The sequence below is a fragment of the Methanorbis rubei genome, assembly GCF_032714495.1.
GTDB classification, from domain to species: Archaea; Halobacteriota; Methanomicrobia; order Methanomicrobiales; family Methanocorpusculaceae; genus Methanocorpusculum; species Methanocorpusculum rubei.
In genome coordinates this window covers 246,583-260,580 of the sequence record NZ_JAWDKB010000004.1, presented here as the reverse complement: position 1 = coordinate 260,580, position 13,998 = coordinate 246,583, and the positions used below count along the sequence as shown (strand labels likewise).

Annotated in this window: 9 protein-coding genes; 2 read left to right on the top strand and 7 right to left on the bottom strand. The window is 53.6% G+C overall.

Annotated elements, in window-relative coordinates; all coding sequences use genetic code 11:
• Positions 1–392: 392 nt before the first annotated feature.
• The 5 genes from McpCs1_RS06245 to McpCs1_RS06225 form a co-directional block, all read right to left on the bottom strand.
• A complete protein-coding gene (locus McpCs1_RS06245; protein ID WP_338096397.1) occupies positions 393–1,148 on the bottom strand; it encodes a segregation/condensation protein A in 756 nt (251 codons plus the stop codon).
• A complete protein-coding gene (gene smc, locus McpCs1_RS06240; protein ID WP_338096396.1) occupies positions 1,141–4,584 on the bottom strand; it encodes a chromosome segregation protein SMC in 3,444 nt (1,147 codons plus the stop codon). The genes McpCs1_RS06245 and smc overlap by 8 nt, the downstream gene beginning before the upstream one ends.
• Positions 4,585–4,598: 14 nt before the next feature.
• Complete coding sequence (locus McpCs1_RS06235) at positions 4,599–5,339, bottom strand: DUF7518 family protein (protein WP_338096395.1); 741 nt, start codon at positions 5,337–5,339, stop codon at positions 4,599–4,601.
• 261 nt (positions 5,340–5,600) lie between these two features.
• Positions 5,601–6,818, bottom strand: a complete 1,218-nt coding sequence (locus tag McpCs1_RS06230; protein WP_338096394.1) for a RuBisCO large subunit C-terminal-like domain-containing protein — start codon at positions 6,816–6,818, stop codon at positions 5,601–5,603.
• 12 nt (positions 6,819–6,830) lie between these two features.
• Positions 6,831–7,802, bottom strand: a complete 972-nt coding sequence (locus McpCs1_RS06225; RefSeq protein ID WP_338096393.1) for a ribose 1,5-bisphosphate isomerase — start codon at positions 7,800–7,802, stop codon at positions 6,831–6,833.
• A 510-nt stretch (positions 7,803–8,312) separates the two neighbouring features.
• Here McpCs1_RS06225 and McpCs1_RS06220 point away from each other — a divergent pair.
• Positions 8,313–9,143: an HAD family hydrolase gene (locus McpCs1_RS06220; protein WP_338096392.1), complete on the top strand. Its 831-nt coding sequence runs from the start codon at positions 8,313–8,315 to the stop codon at positions 9,141–9,143.
• A 264-nt stretch (positions 9,144–9,407) separates the two neighbouring features.
• On the opposite strand, the gene radB is transcribed toward McpCs1_RS06220, so the two are convergent.
• Both radB and larC read right to left on the bottom strand, forming a co-directional pair.
• Positions 9,408–10,085, bottom strand: coding sequence for a DNA repair and recombination protein RadB (radB, locus tag McpCs1_RS06215; RefSeq protein ID WP_338096391.1), 678 nt, complete (start codon positions 10,083–10,085; stop codon positions 9,408–9,410).
• Positions 10,070–11,242: a nickel pincer cofactor biosynthesis protein LarC gene (gene larC / locus McpCs1_RS06210; RefSeq protein WP_338096390.1), complete on the bottom strand. Its 1,173-nt coding sequence runs from the start codon at positions 11,240–11,242 to the stop codon at positions 10,070–10,072. Before larC ends, radB begins: the two co-directional genes overlap by 16 nt.
• A 96-nt stretch (positions 11,243–11,338) precedes the next feature.
• Here larC and McpCs1_RS06205 point away from each other — a divergent pair, with 96 nt between their 5' ends.
• Entirely contained in the window at positions 11,339–13,834 is a 2,496-nt protein-coding gene (locus tag McpCs1_RS06205; protein WP_338096389.1) for a CDC48 family AAA ATPase, read from the top strand.
• Positions 13,835–13,998 lie beyond the last annotated feature (164 nt).

The window sequence follows — 13,998 nt, the reverse complement described above, 5'->3', positions numbered from 1 at the left end:
TTCGTGTCGGTTCGCGTTTCGTTCTCCACTTAAACAGCCTTAATACATACGCATGAAGCGTATTTATACTCTTCGAGACTGCACGAGGTTCGAGAGTTTTGAAGCTCGTTTACCTCAGCGCAGGTCGTGCTGTTTGCGAGGTAACATCATACGTTCTTGAGAGATATAAACCCTCCGAACTGCTGGATGCCACCAATCAGACGAAAAAGCTCGCCTGATTTCTCACAAAACACACGAGTGACTGTGAGCTAACAACATACGACGTGGATGTATTTATACTCAATACATCCGCAGATTTTTAAAAGAGCTGAGTCAGCAGGCTCCCTGCCGCAACAACAGCAAGGCCTGCGATACAAAGCACAATCAGAATCACACCAACAATTTTCCAGAAATTACGCTGTTTCATCACTCTTCGTTGTACAACCATCAGAAATCACCACCCATAAATCACCAAAGAACTCATCCTGCTCCAGATCAACCAGACCCTCCAGCATCAGAAACAGGCATGGAATATACACCTGATACAGCGGCCAGTGAAGAGCTGCGACCAACTCATACAAAGACACGCCCGGATCACGCGCATCAGGATGCTCAATCACCAGCGCATAAATCTGCTTCGCCATCGCATCATACGCCTCATCATGAGCAATTCCCACAACATCATCTGCATCAGGCTCCAAAAACTCTTCCTGATCAGGATCCACAAACTTCCTGCGGCGCTGACGGCGACGCTCCGCCTTCTCCGCCAACTTCAGCTGAGTAATCAGCTCATACAAAGTCACCGGCCGCTTACGCGCATCCTTTCGCTTGATACGGCGATCAATCTCGCGCTCCAGCATCTCAATAGGACCAAGAGCACGCGCAGTCACCACATCCTCGGCAAACGGATCAGCGCCTTCTGCAAACGGATCATCCTCAACAAACTCCTCCTCCTCAGACGCAAAAGGAACATCCAGATACTCGGACTTCATCCGCAGAAGAACCGACGAATAAAACAACGTCCGGCCCGACACGCGCAAATCCAGCTCGCGCCTGCGTTCAAGTTCCGCGAGGAACCGGTCCGTCACCTCCACAATATCAATATTCCAAGGATCAATCTCCCCGCGTTCCGCCATCTGCACCAGAATCTCGACAGGTTCCTCAGACATTCGTCTTCACGCCCGTGACAAGCGTACTCTTATCCGGACGAATCGTCACCCCCATAATTCGATCCGCAGCCTCAATCATCGGCTTTCTCAGCGACACAATCACAAACTGACTCGACGAACACATCTCCCGAACCATCTGGGAAATCCGCTCCACATTCGCCCCATCAAGCGACATATCAACCTCGTCAAACGCATAGAAGGGAGCCGGCATATACCGCTGAATCGCAAAAATAAACGACAACGTCGTCAGAGACTTCTCACCGCCCGACATCATATTCAAGCGGTGAACCTCCTTATCACGCGGCCGCACCTCAAACGTCATGCCGCCAAGGAACGGATCCTCAGGGCTGTCAAGAACAAGATGTCCCGACCCCATCGTAAGCCGTGCGAAAATATCCTGGAAGTTCGCATTGATAGCTGTATACGCCTCCATAAACGCATCGAACTTCATCTTCGCAAAACTCTCGATACGTTCCAGCAGTGCCTCACGCTCGCGGGACAGAACATCTTTCCTGGCCGTACGTTCCGCAGACTTCGTCACCGCCTCATCATACTGCTCAATGGCCAGCATGTTTACCGCGCCAAGTTTGCGAATCGCACGTTCGGTGGTCGCCATCCCTTCCTCAATCTCATCCATCGAAAGCGTGCACTCAACCTCATCGGTCACCGTGCCGCGAATTTCCTCAATCTCCGAAGAAACACTCGCCGCCTTCTCATCAAGAGCAGAGATCTGCACACGGCACCGCTCAATTTCTGAGCCGAGAGACAACAGCCGTGCCTGCGACTCATCCACCTTGGTCTGAAGAGCCGCACGTTCATTGCGCAGAACCTCAAGCTCGCCGGTAAACGACTTCTGTTTCTCCTCAAGTGCTGCGATCGCAGACTTCGCGCTCTCAATCTGCTGATTGCAGAGAGAGATCTCCTCGTCAAGTTTCACATTCTTCGCCGCAAGAGCGTCCTTATCAGCAGTCCGCTCGTCCAGACGTTTCTTGAAGTACTGGCGGTCACGGTTCACATCCAGCAGGTCAGCCTCCTTCGTATCCAGACGCCGCTTCACATCATCTGCCTCGCGCCGCGCTTTTTGCAACTTCTCGGTCAGCAGCGTAAACTCAGACTCGTCTAAAACTTTCCGAATCTCAGAGATCCGGTCGTTCATCGCCGTAATCTGATCGGTCAGCGCGTCCTGACGCGTCTCAAGCTCGGCAACTTTGGCAGAAACCTCTTTTGCATCATGCTCAAGACCGGACTGCGACTCGTTTAACGAAAGCTCTTCGTCGGCAATCGCATCAAGACGGCGGTTGGCTTCAGCAATCGTTAACTCGAGCTTGGTCACCGCCGCATCAATCTCACCTTTCTCGGCACGCAGACCGTCGGCGACGGCCTTGCTGCGCGACTCAGCAGCCGTGAGGTCTGACTCTTCAGACTTCAGCTCGGCAAGTTTTGCGGTAATGGACGCAGACTCCTTGTCAACAGCCGCGCCGAATCCGTGGATGTCCTTTCGGATCGACCCTCCCGTCATCGCGCCGGCTTTTTCCAGAAGTTCCCCGTCAAGAGTAACCATTCTGAATCTGCCCATCAGCCGTCTGCCGGCTTCAAGAGTTTCCACGACCACGGTCTGGCCGAACACCAGACTGAATGCATTCCGGTACTCCTCGTCGAACTCGACGAGATTGATCGCGTAATCGACAACACCGCTGCCGGCAACCGGCGGCAGGGGAGCGAACGGTTTGATTTTGTTCAGCGGCAGGAAGGTAACCCTGCCGAGCCGCTCCTCTTTCAGATACCGGATGGCATCAGACGCGGTCTGGTCCGTATCAACGACCACGTTCTGGAGTCTGCCGCCTGCGGCAATGTTGAGAGCGGTCGTGTACTCAGACGGCACTTTGCCGAGCCGTGCGATTGTTCCCGACACGCCGTTCATCTCAAGAACCGCAGAAATTGCACGGTTCGACTCTGCCGAGACCTGCTGCTGCGCCTCAAGCCGCATCATCTTCTGAGTCAGCTGCTGGATTTCCCCTCTGATCGGTTCAAGCGATCTGCGGCAGGACATCATCGACCGGTCGGCTTCACCGATCTGCTTATCGAACACGGATTTTTCTTTTTGTTTCTCGGAAAGTTCGCGTTCGAGCGAGGAGATCTCGCCCTGTTTTTCTGCACGTTCCTCGACAAGCTGGATCTGGCGGCGTTTGATTCGTTCCGACTCCTGTGCGCGAATACGGCTGCGCTCAATTATGCCATCGCGTTCGGAGAGTATGGTGGAACGTTCGGATTTTTTGTCCTCAATCTGACCCATCAGAGAGATGAGTTCGGTCTGCGCACCTTCAGAGTCCTTGCTCTGTTTGTCCATCAGCACCTGAACCTGGTCGAGAACCTTCTTCTGGGCTTCATGCTCCATCGCAAGGTTCGCCCGATCAATCTGGAGCTGGCGAGACTCTTTGTTTTTATCAGCCAGAGAGTTCTCAAACCGTTTCATGTCGATGAAGATATCGTTCATCGAGCTGAGGTTGGCGTCCTTTTCTTTCTTCAGCCGGCCGATCGTCTGATCAGCCACACGGATGTTACCGCGCTCGGCTTCGAGGTCGGCGAGGAGTTTGATGTACTCGGGGCCGCTCTTTTCTGAAATCTGCCGGTCGATGTCTCTGACATCCTCCATCCGGCAGTTTCGTTCATGCGTCTCAAGAGAGACGGACTCGTTAATGCGGACGAGTTCGGTCTCCTGATCGGCTTTGGCAAGAGCGATGGTGGAGAGTTCGCGTTCCAAGTCGCGCAGCTGGGCAACCTGCCGTGCTGCGCGGAAGTAGTCGAGCTCAGCCTGAAGTTTCTGGTACTTGACCGCGCCTTCGCGTGCTTCTTTGAGCTCCTCGATTCTGGTGGCGAGGTCTGCAAGCAGGAGCTCTTCGCGCTCTATTCGTGCCCGCACTTGTTCAAGTTCGGTAAGTGCCTGCTCTTTTTTGGAGTCAAACTCAGCAACGCCTGCGATCTCGTCGATCATTCTCCGGCGGTCGAGGTCGCTCATCTCCATGATGCGGGTGACATCTCCCTGCATTACGACGTTGTATCCATGGGGTTTGATGCCGTATTTGGAGAGGTATGCCAGAACGTCGGTCTGTGTGCAGAGCCTTTCGTTCAGGTAATAGTAGCTGTAGTAGCCGCTCGCGGTTCGTTTGATTCGTCGCCGGATTTTGGTTTCGTCAGAGAATGTGAGCGTGACTTCGGCGGTATGTTTGCCTGAGATGTTGTTGATGAGGTCGGTGAGTTTTTCGGCACGCAGAGAGCGTGCGCTGGAGAGAGACAACACAAAGAGTATGGAGTCGATAATGTTACTTTTTCCCGATCCGTTGGGGCCGGAGATTACGGTGAATCCTTCGTAAAAAGGAATTTTGGTCTTTCGGGAGAAAGATTTGAAGTTATCGATGTCAACCTGAACGATGTGCACTGCTTACCTCAGTATCAGCGGCGGTTTTTGGCGTCGTCGGTTATGGCGTCGTCTTCGGCTGCTTCAATGACTGCGTCTGAGTCAGGGCGAATGGCGGCAGAGCGGGAGGTGTGGCCAGGGTTGTAGCCGGTCCCTGCGATGATGACGCTGTGATCGGTTGTCTTTTTGCGTTTCTGAATGGTGCCGTCCGGCTGCATGACGTACTCGAACTGACCTGCCTTGAGTTGCTCGACGGGAACTTCGGGTTCAGGTTCAGGCATGCGTTCGGGGGTCGGGGAGGAGATGGTGTGGCGGGAGGTTGCGGCTCCGGCGCGCACAGGTGCGGCAGGCTGCGTTGAACGCTGCGGCACTGCACGATTTGCCGTGGCAGGTTCTTCTTCGGCTACTGCCGGGCGACGTCCCGGGACGGCGCGAACCGGTGCGGTGTGGGCAGATGCAGGGGGTGCTGCAGTACCACGAGAAATTTCTGTTGCCTGTTCTTCGGGCTTTTTCTGGCCGAAGCGCGATTCTGCCTGGACTCTGGACTGGCCGCCACGCATCTCTTCAAGCTGCATGGTGAGTTTGCGGGTGACGGATTTGAGGTCCAGCATCTCTTCGGTGAGCCCTTTGACCATGGCGTCAAGTTCGCGAACTTTTCTCTCAAGTGCTTCAGTATTTTCTGATTTTGCGGAAGATGCAGACGCATCTGCTCCTGCTTCGTGTTTGATATTCATTTCACGTTCCTGTTCGGCAAGTTCGTGTTCTAAGAATTTCATTCTTGTATCCATGAGCGCATTAGTCCTTGTGAATTAATTAATAGGTCTTTCAGCGCCTATTCTATAAGTTATTTGCGCCCCGGACACGTGATTTGTGGTGTTGGTTTGGCGTGGAGGAAATTTATTTTGAGAGGCAGGTGGCAGGATAGACATATGAAACGCGAATCGCATACCTTCGTTCAAACGCGAATAGCACGAAGTGGTGAGCAGGCCGAAGGCATGTGATTCGCGTTTTGAAAATTTCCAAAAAAAAAAGTAAAATTATTTCACGCCCCATTTGCCAAGGGCCTGCGCAAGTTCCGTATGCGTTTTTGCATACTCCTCAGCCGAAACACCTGCAAGGAACGCGTCCACTGCCTGGCGCATGGCGCAGGCTCCGGCGCGGGTGCCGTCAGGATGACCGTGGATGCCGCCGCCTGCCTGAAGAACAATATCAGTTCCAAGTGTTGCAAGTTCGGCATGGACTTTGCCTGGGTGAAGACCGCCTGATGCCACCGGAAACACAGGGCGCACAAAGCCGAACCGTTCGGTCAGAGACTTGTTGTCGCTTAACACCTCTTCAACCGATCCGCCCATCTTACCGGAGACAGTTCCTGTATGCAGCTGGTCGCCGCCGCAGATGCGGACAAGTTTTGCAATAGGCCGCATCGCAATCCCGTGATGCGGGTTGCGGGTAAATGCGCCGTGCATCGTTCGGTGAACATGAATGGGAACCGTGATTGCCGGATCGCGGGCGAGTGCCTGCACGGCGGAAAATCCTGCGGTCAAAACATCCACCATCAGCATGTTCGCGCCGGCACGCACAGCGTTCACACCGGCCTCAACAATTTTGTCGCCACCGGTCGTAACATTGAGCGCATAGAGCACTTTGCGACCGGTCTCCTGCTCTGCATCATTAAGCGCGTCCATGACTGCATCCAGCCGCTTCATCAAGGGACAGAACTTCTGATCCGTTAAGGTCTCGTCATCTTTGATCAGATCAACACCGCCGATTGCCGCCTCATAGGCAACTTTTGCCGTGTCTAAGGGACTCAGACCGACTTTTGGTTTGATGATTGTTCCCACATGCGGGCGGCGGGAAGTTTCAGTACCAACGATTTTTCGAACTCCATCGATGCCGTACTTCGGGCCGGTCTCAACAGCCGCAAGCTGCGAAGGGATGTCGATGTCAAGAAGACGGACCCCCTCAAGTTTTCCAAGACCGAACAGGTTTCCGGCGATCACCGAGAGATACTGCGGAATGTTTCCCGGCTCAAAGATCTCGTACGGGTAGCGGATTTTGGTGATGAATCCGCCGTCGGTCGGCGAGATCTCAAGAACCTCGCCATCATAGGCGTGGACATATGCAGTTTCATCATTCACGGTGCAGAGGTCGGTCCAAGTTCCCGTGGTCTGCTCCTCAGAGATGGCATGCGCGGCAAAGTCGGCGGTAACGCCGCTTTTGGGCCGGAAGTAGTAGGTGGCTATCAGATCATTCATAGGAAGCCTCGGTTATCGGAACTCGGTGCCGGTTCGGGCGCCGAGGAACTGGTTCTGGAGTTCGTCAAGTCCCCAGCCGAGATACTCGCGCATGATGGTGTATGCGAGATGCGGGGGAAGAGCGCCTGCTTCGGTGATTATCATATCAATGTAGTCTGCGGGAGTTACATCAAAGACAGGATTTTTCACGCGGACGAAGGGAAGTGTTGCCGCAATTTCATCAGGCAGGACTTCGTTCTGCGCCCGCTCTTCGATCTGGATGAGTTCACCGAGAATGGTTCTTGGAGCAAATTTGTAGGTCTCAGCGGTTACGATGACGTTTTTGCGTGCTTCGTTTGCGCACAGGGCAATCTGTGAGGTGCCGACTTTGTTCACGACCGCTCCGTTGACGGTGATCGCGTCAGCGCCAACAATGACCAGATCGATCTCTTTCATCATTGAGCGGACGGCTGAATCAACAAAGTAGGTGGTGGGTATTTCGTTGTCGTTGAGGGTTTTGATGGTGAGCCGTCCCTGATTCCAGGGCCGCACTTCGGTTGCATAAACCTCGATGTTTTTTCCCTGCCGCTTTGCTTCAAGAATGCATCCGAGGGCTGCTTTTGAGTTACAGTGCGTCATGACAACACTGCCGTCAGGGATGTGGTTTGCTCCCATGGCGGCAATGCGGTCAAGAGCTGTTCGGGACGACCAGATGAAAGCATCTGCTTTTTCGCGGAGGATGCGGCGTGCTGCTTCTTCGGTTCTTGCGGTGCGGACGTCGCGCATGACCATCTGGATGGCGTTGGGAAGCGATACGGCTGTGGGCCTTGTGCCGAGAAGTATGCCTGCGGCATGTTCCATCTCCCGAATGAATGCGGCGGCATCTCCGGTGTGGGGAAGAGTTTCTGCATGATCACGCAGGGCTGATACTGCTTCGCGGGCAATTTTTCCAGCGCCGCGGATCTGCATGGTTTGGATCTGCTCAGCTGTCTGGAGGAGTGTCATTAGCTAAAAGAAGGGAGGCTTACGATAAATAAGTGCGGATGAGGATATTTTCGGAGAGTGGGCTGTGTGGTTTTACGTGGAATAGGAGTTACGCGGTGTGGTTCTGTGACATGTGGCTTTGCTTGGAATAACCACGGAATGCACGGAGCACACAGAGCTTCACGGAATGCACGGAGAACGCCTGCGGCGCCGGATTCGCATGCCTTCGGCCTGCTCACCGCTTCGCGGGAATGCACGGAAAGATTTCCAAGACAATTTATTCTCTTTTACTCTCTCAAAATATGAAAAATATATTCCGTGCATTCCGGCGCCGCAGGCGTTCTCCGTGCATTTTATGAAAATTTTCCGTGAAGCTCTGTGTGCTCAGTGCATTCCGTGGTTACTCCAAGTGAGGTCAAGAACAGAAAAATCCCAAACAATGAAACTCATCACCGCGTAACTCCCATCAGAAAAACCACCCGCCAAAACAAAGAAAGAATTATTGATCTTAGAAACAGAATAAGAATCAAGATGACAGTGGCAGCGGTTTTTGACAGCGCGGGAACACTCCTCAGAACTGTGCGGAGCGTGCTCTCGGTTTCGGATCATCAGGTGCCGGATACCTGCGTTGAGACAACAACCCTGACCTTTCAGGACCCTGACCGGATTTTAGTTCTGCTGAACCTGCACTCGCGGGAGATTATGCAGGCTGATCCTGACGGACTGCTCTCTGAGTATCTCACCGAAACAAAAACCGGATTTGGCATCAGCTGCGGCAGGCAGGTGATCGTATCAGATGCTGTCGGAAGCATCCTCTATCAGGACACCGAAGCGAGAATTGCTGACATGCAGAAGGTCATCCGCGACTGCTGGATGACGGTCTCAAAACAGAGCGAGAACTTCGCGCTCAATGCAGGGGCGATTGTAAATCTCCGCACGGAAAAAATTGAGTTCACCATAGCAGCCGCAGGATACCCGTTTCCCGGCGTCCGCGAGATGGTGGCAACTCTGCATGGAATGGGAGTCGCCGTCTTCATCGCTTCAGGCGACCGGACCGCGAAACTCGAAATGATCGCAGATCAGATCGGCATTCCCAGAAACCGCGTGCACGGTGTTGCAACACCGGTCACCAAGGCGCAGATTGTGCAAAATCTCAAAGCCGAGTACAATGTGGTGGTGATGACCGGAGACGGAATCAACGACCTCTCTGCCATGAAGTCAGCAGACATCGCCGTCCTCACCGTTCAGCAGGAAGGAAAACGTCCTGAAATATTATATGAAACCGCAGATTACGTGATCGACGACATCTGTGATACGGTAAGAATTGTCAGAGGACTGGTTGGCGGCTGCGAGATGGAATAGAACTACGCGGAGATTAAATTTCAAAACGCAAATCGCATGCCTTTGGGCTTATGTTAAAAAAAACGCGAATAACGCGAATAAAAAATCGCCAATGGCGATTTTTCAAAAATAAAGATTTGTGCCTCTCTTGGGATGCTTCTACCTAAAAATAAGCAACTAACTATTTCTCTAAAAATCGCCATTGGCGATTTTTTTATTCGCGGCATGCCGAAGGCATGCAATTCGCGCTATTCGCGTTTCAGATTAGTAAATTCCATAAAAAAATTACCGGTCCGAAACACCAAAACCCGTAATCACAAAGTCCCAGTACTCACCCTCCGGTCGTGAACGGTGCTTGGTTATCACTGCGCGGCGGAAACCTTCGCGCTTATCCACACGAATAATCGCTTTTGAGATATGGGCAAGAGCCGTTCCCCCAAGACCGCTGAGCCTGCTTTTTTCCACATCCATAAACACCTGATTCGTGATGAGAGCAGGAACCGAGAACCGCTTCGCGAGCGCAAGCAGCACCATCATCTGATGAGAAAGCATCGAAAGCGCCTCCTTGGTTTCCATCTGCTCCACACGGTAGAGAGCAGTCGCCGAGTCCACCACTAAAAGATCCGCTTTTTTTGCACGCAGAAGCGACTCAGCACTCGCAATCATCGACCCCTGCTCGGCGAATGTTATCGGCTCAAGCACGTAGATTCGTTTCAGAAGTTCAGGCGTGTCATCCCCTGCAATCTGCGAGAACCGGTCAACCGAAAATCCTTCGGAGTCCACATACACAACGCCGCCTCCCTGCCGCAGCACAGAAACTGCCGCAACCATGCAGAGAGTACTTTTACCGGAGCCAGCTTCTCCCACAAACTGAGTGATCATCTGCGGCTCAAGTCCGCCGCCAAGCAGCCGGTCAAATCCTGCGACGCTCGTTGAGACCTTCTGAATTATTTTCTCTTCCATGCCTCCTCCTCAACAATCCTCTTCATATCCCGAACAGACACGCCAACAGTGTCCGCAGCTTTTTGCACCTGATCAAACTCTGCCTTCTTTGAGTAGGCAGCGCCGTCCATAAACGCAGTCTTCACATCGATCGCAAACGTGTATCCATTTACGACCACGGTCTCAGAAGAGATCACGCGGTCTGCAACAAATCTGTGCACCATAGGCATGCACCTGATGCCAAGGCTGCCGGTCTCGCGTGCAAGCAGCCGCGCCAGCCGCTCGGAGTCAGCAGGCAAACAGATCACCCGCACCAGATGGCCGGGCCGACCTTTCTTCATCACGATAGGAACAACACATGCATCGCGTGCGCCCGATTCGATCATCTGGGAGACGACGGATGCAAGCACCTCGCCTGAGAGGTCGTCCACATTGGTTTCCAGAACATCAACCTGCGGACCGAAGAAGGGAACCGCAGACTCCATCACCATCATCCGCAGAACATTCGGATGATCCGCAGGATCACGCGTCCCTGCACCGCAGCCGACCGAAACAATCCGTCCGGTATGTTCGCTCGTCCCACAGGTTGCGGAAAATTCCGCAAGAAGGGCTGCTCCCGTCGGTGTGCACAGCTCGCCGGAAAACTCACCTGCCGAGACGGTCAGGTCAGAGTTTTTCAAAATCTCTGCGGTTGCAGGAGCCGGAATCGGCATAATCCCGTGGGCACAGTTCACTGTTCCTGAGCCAATCGAAATTGGAAGAATATGCACTGCATCAATATTGAGCGAAACAAAACCGGTGCATGCACCAATCACGTCCGCTATCGCGTCATCAGCCCCGACCTCATGAAAATGCACATGATGCGTGCCGTGTACCTGCTCCTCGGCTGATGCGATTCGGGCAAAGACCCTCTTTGCAAGAATGAGAGCGTCAGCCGGAGCGTCCGCAGTTTCCACACGGGCGAGCACCTCCTCAAGCGTCCGGTGTGCAGGCCCTGCATGTGTTTTCACCAACACGGCAGGCATGCCGCAGCGGACGACGTCGTCTACGGTCGGGTCCGCAACAACTGACCGCATCGCACGAACGACCGCTTCACGGTCAGCACCGACCGCAAGAAACGCTCCGGTAACCATATCGCCGGCAGCGCCAAACTTCGGATCAATTACCAACAAACGCATAGAAATAGTAACTAGTACTCTTGAGCAGGGAAAAGTAAAACCTGCCGGTCTCCCTCCAGAATATTATTAATCAATTCCGTGAGATGTATTATCACTATGCCTGAAATATCACTGAAAGTGGACAGCGCGTATCCTGAGGATCAGGGCAGGGGCAAGGCGCGTATCGACCCGGATACCATGCAGGCACTGGGCATATCGCCAGGCCAGCTGGTGATTATTGAAGGAAAAATCAAAACAATCGCCAAAGTATGGCGTGCCATGACTGCGGACTGGGGTCAGGGAAAAATCCGCATCGACAAGTACACGCGGGCCAACGCCGGAGTCGGCCTTGGCGACCGCGTGATTATAACGCCGGTCGCAAACCAGATAAAAGCTGAACACATCGACCTCATCCCTCCGGCAAACACTCCCCCGAATCTCACCGACGGCGACCCTGACGAGATCGGGGACTCCATAGTGAACTTCCCGATAACCGTCGGCGATATTTTGCCAATCATCTCCAACATACCCAATAAATTTCTGGAATATAAAATATCGGCAATCGAGCCGGAAGGCGCCTGCATTATTACTCCTGAGACCGAGATCGACTTTCTCTTCAATGGCGAACATGAGAAGTTCGAGGGCACTCAGACGATCAGTTATGAGGATATCGGCGGTCTGAAGGGTGAACTCCGCCGTGTTCGCGAGATGATCGAACTCCCGATCCGGCATCCTGAACTCTTTGAAACGATGGGAATTGAGCCGCTGAAGGGAGTCTTACTCTACGGACCGCCTGGGACGGGAAAAACTCTGATCGCAAAAGCGGTCGCAAACGAAAGCCGGGCGCATTTCATCTCCATCGCAGGACCTGAAATCATCTCCAAATATTACGGTGAGTCCGAGCAGCGGCTCCGCGAAGTCTTTGAAGAGGCGGAGACCAATGCCCCTTCGATCATCTTCATCGATGAACTTGACTCGATCGCCCCGCGCAGAGAGGATGTCACCGGCGAAGTGGAGCGGCGTGTTGTTGCCCAGCTGCTCACCATGATGGACGGCATCGCTGACCGCGGGCAGGTTGTTGTGGTTGGCGCAACCAACCGCCCGGATGCGATCGATCCAGCTCTGCGCAGACCGGGAAGGTTCGACCGCGAGATTGAGATCGGTGTTCCGTCCGAGGCGGACCGTCTCGAAATTCTCCAGATTCATACGCGCGGTATGCCGTTTGAAGGGATGGCAAAGATCAAGGAGCTGAAGCAAAAGGGTCAGGAGAAAAAAATCGAGACTGCTGAGGAGGAGTACAAGAAAAACCGCGAGCGGCTTCTTGCCCAGCTTGCCCAGCTCTCCAAAGGATTCGTTGGTGCAGACCTTGCTTCCCTCGCTCGCGAGGCTGCGATCAGATCCCTGCGCCGCCAGATGAATGTGATCGATCTTGATCTGGAACGCATTCCTGATGAGGTGCTCAGAAAACTTGAGGTAACCGCTAAAGATTTCGCCGAGGCATCGCGCGAAATTACGCCGTCAGCAATGCGGGAGATATCCATTGAAGCGGTCGCCACTCACTGGTCTGATGTTGGCGGATGTGCCGGAGCTCTTACGGAGGTTCGCGAGGCAGTTGAGTATCCGTTTACCCGCAAGGACTCGTTTGCGCAGCTTGGCATCAGGCCGCCGAAAGGAGTTTTACTTTACGGACCGCCGGGAACAGGAAAGACGCTGATCGCGCGGGCGGTCGCAAACGAAAGCGGTGCGAACTTTATCGCAATCAAAGGTCCCCAGCTTCTTTCCAAATGGGTCGGCGAGTCCGAACGTGCGGTGCGGGAAATTTTCCGCAAGGCGCGTCAGGTTGCTCCTTCGATCATCTTCTTTGATGAAATCGACTCGCTCACTCCTGCACGGGGAGCGGACGGCGAAGGCAGCAAGGTTTCGGAGAATGTTCTCAACCAGATTCTGACCGAGATGGATGGAATTGAGCCGCTGAACGATGTGGTAGTCCTCGCAGCGTCCAACCGCCCGGACATCATCGATCCTGCACTCTTACGTTCCGGACGTTTTGACCGGCTGGTCTACATCGCCGAGCCGAAACTTGCTGACCGCGAGGCAATTCTTGCGGTCCATATGCGGAGCATGCCGCTCGAGAAGTCAACGCTGGACGAGGCGGCAGAGGCACTTGCTGGATGCAGCGAGGATGCAGTGATTGCTCTTGTAGAGAAGTTTGCCGGAAAAACGCTGACTCTTAAACAGATCAAGGCGTTTGCAAAGAAGACGGCGAAGTCTTCCGAAGGACTTTCCGCTCCGCAGCTGAGACGTCTGATTACAGATGCTGCTGCTGAAAAGCAGATTGTGCTGGAAGACCCCGAACGCTCCGCATTCATCGCAAAAATTGCCGCAGACACGGAAGGGTATGTGGGATCAGATCTGGAAAGCCTCTGCCGTGAGGCGGCAATGCACTCCCTGCGCCGCAATGCGGTGTTTGTGTCTGAGAAAGACTTCGCGGATGCGAAGTTGCGGATTCATCCGACCATGAACGAACGGGTCCGCGAGTATTATGAAAGCATTCGTCTGCGGTTCAAGGGCGGGCTGCCGAAGCAGGTGCAGAATCTGGTGGAATACCAGTAACTCTTTTTTTGTATTCTGTGTGGCTTAATTTAGAGTAACCACGGAATGCACAGAAATATCACGGAGCTTCACGGAAAAATAAAATCGCATAAATGCACGGAGAACGCCTGCGGCGCCGGAATGCACGGAAAGTCATGGATGTTTTTTCAAACTGTGATGCCCAT

Excerpts from the sequence above, each read along its gene's own strand:
- radB (WP_338096391.1), bottom strand. The coding sequence starts at position 10,085 with ATGGAAGAGAAAATAATTCAGAAGGTCTCAACGAGCGTCGCAGGATTT.
- McpCs1_RS06220 (WP_338096392.1), top strand. The coding sequence starts at position 8,313 with ATGACAGTGGCAGCGGTTTTTGACAGCGCGGGAACACTCCTCAGAACT.
- larC (WP_338096390.1), bottom strand. The coding sequence starts at position 11,242 with ATGCGTTTGTTGGTAATTGATCCGAAGTTTGGCGCTGCCGGCGATATG.
- McpCs1_RS06245 (WP_338096397.1), bottom strand. The coding sequence starts at position 1,148 with ATGTCTGAGGAACCTGTCGAGATTCTGGTGCAGATGGCGGAACGCGGG.
- McpCs1_RS06225 (WP_338096393.1), bottom strand. The coding sequence starts at position 7,802 with ATGACACTCCTCCAGACAGCTGAGCAGATCCAAACCATGCAGATCCGC.
- McpCs1_RS06205 (WP_338096389.1), top strand. The coding sequence starts at position 11,339 with ATGCCTGAAATATCACTGAAAGTGGACAGCGCGTATCCTGAGGATCAG.
- McpCs1_RS06230 (WP_338096394.1), bottom strand. The coding sequence starts at position 6,818 with ATGAATGATCTGATAGCCACCTACTACTTCCGGCCCAAAAGCGGCGTT.
- McpCs1_RS06235 (WP_338096395.1), bottom strand. The coding sequence starts at position 5,339 with ATGAAATTCTTAGAACACGAACTTGCCGAACAGGAACGTGAAATGAAT.